Origin of the sequence: Antarctobacter heliothermus (assembly GCF_900188425.1) — a bacterium.
GTDB classification, from domain to species: Bacteria; Pseudomonadota; Alphaproteobacteria; order Rhodobacterales; family Rhodobacteraceae; genus Antarctobacter; species Antarctobacter heliothermus.
Window position 1 is genome coordinate 50,498 of the sequence record NZ_FZON01000028.1, and the last position, 7,044, is coordinate 57,541.

Annotated in this window: 9 protein-coding genes; 5 read left to right on the forward strand and 4 right to left on the reverse strand. The window is 64.5% G+C overall.

Annotation, left to right across the window (positions count from 1 at the left end):
* Positions 1-47: 47 nt before the first annotated feature.
* The 3 genes from CHB90_RS14670 to CHB90_RS14680 are packed head-to-tail and all read right to left on the reverse strand — an operon-like array spanning position 48 to position 2,372.
* Positions 48-389 carry a TfoX/Sxy family protein gene (locus CHB90_RS14670; protein ID WP_089278621.1) on the reverse strand — a complete coding sequence of 114 codons (342 nt, stop codon included), beginning with the start codon at positions 387-389 and terminating at the stop codon, positions 48-50.
* Positions 386-1,189: an isocitrate lyase/PEP mutase family protein gene (locus tag CHB90_RS14675; RefSeq protein WP_089278622.1), complete on the reverse strand. Its 804-nt coding sequence runs from the start codon at positions 1,187-1,189 to the stop codon at positions 386-388. The genes CHB90_RS14670 and CHB90_RS14675 overlap by 4 nt, the downstream gene beginning before the upstream one ends.
* Entirely contained in the window at positions 1,182-2,372 is a 1,191-nt protein-coding gene (locus tag CHB90_RS14680; RefSeq protein ID WP_089278623.1) for a pyridoxal phosphate-dependent aminotransferase, read from the reverse strand. Before CHB90_RS14680 ends, CHB90_RS14675 begins: the two co-directional genes overlap by 8 nt.
* 268 nt (positions 2,373-2,640) lie before the next feature.
* On the opposite strand from CHB90_RS14680, the gene CHB90_RS26195 reads away from it, so the two are divergent.
* The 5 genes from CHB90_RS26195 to CHB90_RS14700 all read left to right on the forward strand — a co-directional run bounded on the left by CHB90_RS26195 (position 2,641) and on the right by CHB90_RS14700 (position 6,529).
* The gene (locus CHB90_RS26195; RefSeq protein WP_141135887.1) at positions 2,641-3,003 is read left to right on the forward strand and encodes a hypothetical protein; all 363 of its coding nucleotides are present in this window, start codon (positions 2,641-2,643) and stop codon (positions 3,001-3,003) included.
* Positions 3,004-3,016: 13 nt separating this feature from the next.
* The gene (locus tag CHB90_RS14685) at positions 3,017-4,294 is read left to right on the forward strand and encodes a DNA-packaging protein (RefSeq protein WP_245823257.1); all 1,278 of its coding nucleotides are present in this window, start codon (positions 3,017-3,019) and stop codon (positions 4,292-4,294) included.
* 195 nt (positions 4,295-4,489) lie between these two features.
* Complete coding sequence (locus CHB90_RS14690; protein WP_089278625.1) at positions 4,490-5,689, forward strand: phage portal protein; 1,200 nt, start codon at positions 4,490-4,492, stop codon at positions 5,687-5,689.
* Positions 5,682-5,909, forward strand: a complete 228-nt coding sequence (locus CHB90_RS14695; RefSeq protein ID WP_089278626.1) for a GTA head formation protein, RCAP_rcc01685 family — start codon at positions 5,682-5,684, stop codon at positions 5,907-5,909. Before CHB90_RS14690 ends, CHB90_RS14695 begins: the two co-directional genes overlap by 8 nt.
* Before the next feature lie 80 nt (positions 5,910-5,989).
* Positions 5,990-6,529: an HK97 family phage prohead protease gene (locus tag CHB90_RS14700; protein WP_089278634.1), complete on the forward strand. Its 540-nt coding sequence runs from the start codon at positions 5,990-5,992 to the stop codon at positions 6,527-6,529.
* Between the two features lie 127 nt (positions 6,530-6,656).
* On the opposite strand, the gene CHB90_RS26795 is transcribed toward CHB90_RS14700, so the two are convergent.
* The coding region (locus tag CHB90_RS26795) for a hypothetical protein (protein WP_212591604.1) at positions 6,657-7,044 on the reverse strand (388 nt) is incomplete at its 5' end.

Here is a 7,044-nt window from a genome sequence, read left to right on the forward strand (position 1 = left end):
CGTTGGTGTGACACAAGAGGCGATAATCTTGCAGTCTTTTGGGCCGATCAGCGTGGACCGGGTTTCGCAATCACACCGATCTCATTGAGGATCTTGTCCATCGCGCTTTGCGGGGTGGCCTTGGTATCGGCCTTGAGCGCGTCAAACTGCGCCCGAAGGGCGTCCTTTTCTTCGCCTTTGCAGTCATTCCACGGGCGACCTTGCAGCGCCATGTGCAGGACGTAGTAGCCAATGAAATGCGGGCGTTGTCCGGCCTCTAGCAACTTGCGATAGGCCTCATGCGCGCCGAGGGCGCGCAGGGTTTCGGCGTCGGGGATACCCGCGTCTGTGCAGGCCGTTTCGAACGCGGGGCCGAGGTTGCGGATGGCGCTGACCGGCGTGCCGCTCATTTCAACATGGGGTCCAATACGTCGAAGGGCAGGGCGTCTGACAGCGTGTCAAAGCGGCTATTGGTGCCGAACATGTCCTTTCCGGCGGTGTGGATCGTGCGGTAGGTGGCCCGCGCCAAAGCCGAGCCAAGCGACAGGCGCGCGACGCCAAGTGCGGCAAACTCGGCGCGGCTGTGTTTGGCGAACGGGCCGGAAACGAGGGCGTTGAAGGGCAGGTTGGTGGCCTGGACCAAACGTCCGAGCGCCTCCATCGAGGGCGGGGCCGGGACATAGACCGCGTCGGTGCCTGCGGCCTCGAATGCGCGAATGCGGGTGATGGCCTCGTCGGTGTTGTAGTGGCCGGTCAGGATGCCGTCGGCTTGCGCGACAAGAAAGAAATCCCGCGGCAGAGCGCGCGCGGCGCTGGCAGCGGCGCGGATGCGTTCGGTCGAGAGGCTGGCATCATAGGGAGTGTCGCCCGGCAGGGCGGTGTCCTCGATGCAGATACCTGCAAGTCCCACTTCGGCGGCAAGGCGGACGGTTTCGGCGCAGGTTTCAGGTGCCTCGCCAAAGCCGTTTTCGAAATCGCCCGAGACAGGCACATTGACGGCAGAAACAAGGGACTGGGCGTGCGCCAGCGCCTCATCCCGGGTGATTGTGCCAGTGTCTGGCCGGCCCAGCGTAAAGGCGTGGGCGGCAGAGGAGGTGCCAATGGCCTTGGCCCCGAGCGCGACCAGCATTCTGGCCGACCCGGCATCCCATGCGTTGGCGAGGATGAACGGGCTGCCGGGGCGGTGCATGTCCCGAAAGCTGTCAGGCATTGGCGCGCGCCTTGCTGTCGGCAAAGGCGCAGAGGGTTTTCAGCGCCCCGACAAGGCGGTCGTCCGCGACGGTCAAGGCCACTCGAATGTGACCGGCGGCGGATTTGCCAAAACTTTCACCCGGCATGACGGCAATCAGATGCTCGTCCAGCAACGCCTCGGCAAAGTCGCGGCCAGAGAGACCCGTCGCCCGGATGTCGAGCATCAGGTACATGGCCCCTTGGGCAGGAATGGCGGTGACGGTGTTCTGTTCGGCGATCACCCTGAGCGCAAGGTCACGGCGGCGGCGGAACGGGGTGGATATCTTGTCTTCAAGGTCCGGCCCCTGATCGAGGGCAAACAGCGCGCCGTCCTGGATATATCCGGGCACGCCATAGGTGGTCGACGTGGCCAGATCAATGAGACGGTCGATGGCGTCTGTCGGGCCGACCAGCCAACCGGCGCGCGAGCCGGTCATGGCGTGGCTTTTGGACATGGACCCGACGACAAGCGTGCGGTCGGCCATGCCGGGCAGGCTGCGCGGGCTGATGTGGACGCCTTGCCAGACCTGCGTGTCATAGACCTCATCCGAGATCAGCCAGAGATCATGGTCGATGCAGGAAGATGATATTTCCTTAAGTATTTCAATCGGGTAGACCGTGCCAGTGGGGTTGTTCGGCGTGTTGACCAGCAGGCTTTTCGCGCCGCTCGTCTTGGCGGCTGCGCGGATCGCGGCCCCCTGAGGCAGGAAGGCGCGGTCCGCCTCTGTCGGGACGGGCACGGCGCGCCCGGAGGCAGCGCGGATCGTGCCGGGGTAGGTGGCGTAATACGGGTCGATGTAGAGCGCCGCATCGCCCGGAGACAGGACCGCGACGTGGGCGGCGAACAGGGCGGCCTGCCCGCCGGGGGTGATCAGCACGTTCTCGGGTCCGGTGGGCACGCCGGTGCGCGCGGTGATGCGGTCAGCCACCGCCTGACGCAGTGCCGCGACGCCCGGAACCATTGCGTATCCGGTGTGCCCGCCACTGGCCGATGCGTGGATGGCCTGAAGGATCGAGGCATCGGTGCCGATGTCATGTTCGCCAATGGTCAGTTCGGTCACCGGCTGGCCCGCAGCCGCCATGGCGCGGGCGCGGTAGAACACCTCCCACCCGTCGGAGCCGCCTTCGTTGAGCGTGGTAATGCGGGTGGAGAGTTGGGGCATGATGCGGACCTTTCGTTGAAATGGGTGTGCCAGAGGCGCGGGCGCGCGGCAAGCAAGTTTGCCTTTCGTTAAGGACTGGTTCGGAAGTGTGAATGAAATCAGTTTGTTGCGCGCGGAGGTGGGATTGACCCAACGCGCGGCTGACCGTATGTTTTCCCCATGCTGGACGAGGTACGGCAAGCGGCACCTGGGGAGACATTCAGGGCTGTTTTCCGATCCTGCCACCCCGCGGAGGGGCAAGAACCTACAGGCAAGTAAGGTGTCGAGCATGAGCAGAGCAGAGCAACAAGAAGCAGTACAGCGCATCGTCATCACCGCCAATGAGCGGTGCGAGCGTTTGCGCAAACAACGCGACCGGGCAACCGCCACGATTGAGGATCTCATCGACCAGATCGGTGAGCTTCAGGACAAGGCCCGCAAAGGAGAGTTGGCGAAAAAGTCCGAGGCAAGTGGCGCCTTGAACGAGTTGAAATACTGGCTGCGCGCAGCCCGGGAAACGGAGTTGGAACTTGAAGCAATCATCCGAAAGGAAGAGGGAATCGGGGATGCCTACGGGCTTGACCTCGAATGCGCCCGATCTGCGATCCGGTGCCGTCTGGATAGCCTCCGCACCTGCTGTGGTGAAGGATAGGTTTCTGGCCGAAATGACCGACGGGGAGCGCCTTGCGCTCCCCTATCTGTTCGACTTCTGGGCACATCCGCATCAGTTGCCGCCCGAGGGCGATTGGCGGACATGGGTGATCCTGGGCGGGCGTGGCGCGGGCAAGACCCGCGCCGGAGCGGAATGGGTGCGCGCACAGGTCGAAGGCTCCAAGCCGCTGGACAAGGGGCGCTGTCGGCGGATTGCCTTGATCGGTGAGACATATGACCAGGCGCGTGAGGTGATGGTCTATGGCCAGAGCGGTATCCTGGCCTGCACGCCGTTTGACCGAAAACCGAAGTATAACGCCACGCGCCGGACGCTGATCTGGCCAAACGGCGCGGAGGCGGTGCTGTTTTCGGCGCAAGATCCCGAGGCGCTGCGCGGGCCGCAGTTTGACGGCGCCTGGGCCGATGAGATGGCGAAGTGGAAGAAGGCGCGGGATGTCTGGGACATGTTGCAGTTCGGTCTGCGTCTGGGGGATGCGCCGCGCGTTTGCGTGACGACAACGCCGCGCAATATCGAGGTGCTCAAGGAGTTGCTGGAGACGCCATCAACCGTGTCGACCCATGCCCGAACCGAGGCGAACCGGGCGCATCTGGCGGCCTCGTTCCTGGAGGAAGTGCGGGCGCGCTATGAGGGGCAATCGCTGGGCTTGCAGGAACTGGACGGCGTGTTGCTGGATCAGGTGGACGGAGCCTTGTGGACGCGCGAGATGTTTGACGGCGCGCGCGCCGGACGGCTGCCGCAGATGGACCGGGTTGTGGTGGCGGTGGACCCGCCAGCGGGCAAGGGGCCACGGTCGGATGCCTGCGGGATCGTGGTGGCGGGCATTGTCGAGGCGGACGACCCGCGCGACCGGCGGGCCTATGTGCTGGAGGATGCCTCAATCCAGGGGCTGTCGCCGACCGGGTGGGCCAAGGCTGCGCTGGAGGCGGCAGCGCGCTGGGAGGCGGACCGCGTTGTAGCCGAGGTCAATCAAGGCGGAGCGATGGTGGAAACCACGCTGCGGCAGGTCGATCCCTATGTGTCCTACAAGGCTGTGCATGCGACGGAGGGCAAGTCCGTCCGGGCCGAGCCGGTGGCCGCGCTGTACGAACAAGGGCGCGTGAAACATGCGGGCGGGTTGGACAAGCTGGAATCGCAGATGTGCCTGATGACGCCACACGGCTATGAGGGCGCGGGCAGCCCGGACCGCGTGGATGCGCTGGTTTGGGCATTGACCGAGTTGATGCTGGGCAAACGACCGGTGAAGCGGATGCCGCAGGTGCGCGTGCTTTAGGGTGTTGCGCAAGGAGCGAACGGTGGTGTGACGCGGACTTAAGACGATCACCATAGTTTGCTTCATGAGACGCAGGGCACAGCAAGCCTCTGCCCCAATCGAAAGACGGAAATGACCTGTAGCGCGATGGCCTTTGGCCGTCGTGGGCGGGACGGTGCGGGCCTTTGGGCCGCCTGAGGAAAGGAGCGACTAGGGATGGTATTCGATTTTCTGCGGCGGAACGGGCAGGGGCCAGAGGCGCCGGGCGCTCCGCAGGTCAAGGCCTCTGCGACGGGCCGTGTCGTGGCGCATCTGAATGGCGGTCGCGTGGCCTGGAGCCCGCGGGATACCGTGTCGCTGACCAAGCAGGCCTTTGCCGGGAACCCGGTTGGGTTTCGCGCGGTCAAGCTGATCGCCGAGGCGGCGGCGGCCTTGCCGCTGGTGTTGCAGGACAGTGCGACGCGCTATGCCGAGCATCCGATCCTGAAGCTGGTGTCCGCGCCGAACCCGGGCCAAGGACGGGCGGAACTGTTCGAGGCGCTATATGGTCAGCTGCTGCTGTCGGGCGATGGCTATGTCGAGGCGGTTGCGGGCGACGAGGGCTTGCCGTTTGAGCTGCATGTGTTGCGCAGCGACCGGATGAGCGTGGTGCCGGGGGCGGATGGCTGGCCGGTGGCCTATGAATACGCGGTGGGCGGGCGCAAGCATCGCTTTGGTGTGACGGGGGCGATTTCTCCGATCTGTCATGTGAAGGCGTTTCACCCGCAGGATGACCACTACGGGTTGTCGCCCTTGCAGGCGGCGGCGCAGGCGGTGGATGTTCACAATGCGGCCTCGCGCTGGTCCAAGGGGTTGTTGGACAATGCGGCGCGGCCCTCTGGTGCGATTGTCTGGAATGGCGCGGACGGTCAGGGACAGTTGAGCCCTGAGCAGTTCGAGCGGTTGCAGTCCGAAATGGAGATGCACCATCAGGGCGCGCGCAATGCCGGGCGACCGATGCTGCTGGAAGGCGGATTGGACTGGAAGCCGATGGGGTTCTCGCCTTCGGACATGGAGTTTCAGAAGACCAAGGAGGCAGCGGCGCGCGAGATCGCGGTGGCCTTTGGTGTGCCGCCCATGCTGCTGGGGATCACCGGAGAGGCAACCTATGCCAACTATGCCGAGTCGCACCGAGCCTTTTATCGCCAGACGGTACTGCCGTTGGCGACCAAGGTCGCGGCGAGCGTCGGACGCTGGCTGTCGACCTGGGTTGGCGAAGAGGTGGTTCTGACCCCCGATCTGGATCAAGTCCCTGCGCTGGCGGTTGAGCGTGACGCGCAGTGGAACCGCGTTGCCTCGGCCGATTTCCTGACACCTGCCGAAAAACGCCGGATGCTGGGGCTGCCAGCGGTGTTGGAGGAGGACAGCAGTGACTGAGTTGCGTTCACGGCATGAGCAATTCGCCTGCGCACCCGGTCTGCGGCTGGAGGCGCATGAGCGGGTGAGCAAATTGCAGTTCGATGCCCTGACAGATCGGTTTCAGCGGCTGGAGATGCTGATGGAACGGCTGGAACGTCGGCTGTGGTTGACGGTTTACGGCGTCGCGGGGGCCATCCTTGCGGATGTTTTTCAGGGATTGCTGACGGCCGCGCCCTGAGGGGTGCCGGGGTATCGAAGAGCTGCCGGAGCGATCCTTGCCAAGGAGATCAGCGACCGGTCCCAATGGAGGGTGGATGGATGGATCTGGAACACAAGTTTTCCCGCTTTGACGCGGAGGTGACCGTCGAGGGGCACAGGATCGAGGGGTATGCCTCGCTGTTCGGGGCCTGCGATCAGGGCGGCGATGTTGTCGCCAGCGGGGCCTATGCCCGGTCTCTGGCCCGGTTGGCCGGAGAGGGACGCGCGGTCAAGATGCTGTGGCAGCACGATCCGGCGCAGCCCATTGGGATTTGGGACGAGGTGCGCGAAGACGACCGCGGTCTGTTCGTCAAGGGCCGACTGCTGGATTGTGTCGAGCGTGGCCGCGAGGCGGCGGCGCTGATCGAGGCGGGCGCGATTGACGGGTTGTCGATCGGGTATCGCACGCTGAAGGCCACCAAGAACGACAAGGGCCACCGTGTCCTGACGGAACTGGAGCTTTGGGAAGTGTCGCTGGTGACGTTCCCGATGCTGCCCAGTGCGCGGGTGGCATCCAAGGGGGAGACCCCCGACGATGCCGCGTTGCGTGAATTGGCGGAGGCCCTGGAGGGCATGCGCCACAACCTGGCGGGCGTCTGACGCGCGCCACTCATGAGGGAAACTAGGGATGAGCAAGACCGAGACTAAGTCTCGGACCGGGGAAGATATGTCTCCGGTCGCCCGTGTGAGTGCCGCGATGGCGGGACTGATCGGGGACTACAGGGCCCTACAGGCCGAGATTGAAGAAAAGCTTCAGAAACAGGAAGAGCGACTGACCATGCTGGATCACAAGACCGCTAAACCCGCAATATTCACCGGCGGTCCGTGTGCGGTGTGATTTCGGGGCGCGGTCGGGTTTCTTGACCTTGCGTGTGGCAGGAAGGGCGATCACGCTGCCGACGTTCGCGTCATACGTGTGGGTGGATGTGTTCGCGGCGCTTTCGGGCGAACGCGGTGATGCATCCGCACACGGCGTTGAACGCCACCGGGATCGGTGGCGACGGTCGGGAAGCGCGGTCATACAGGCGGTTCGGATCAGGGGCCGGCCCAATGCATCCTGATGATTGTCGGCCATAGCATAGACCAGAAAGGCGCGGCGCTGCTTGCAAGCGCGA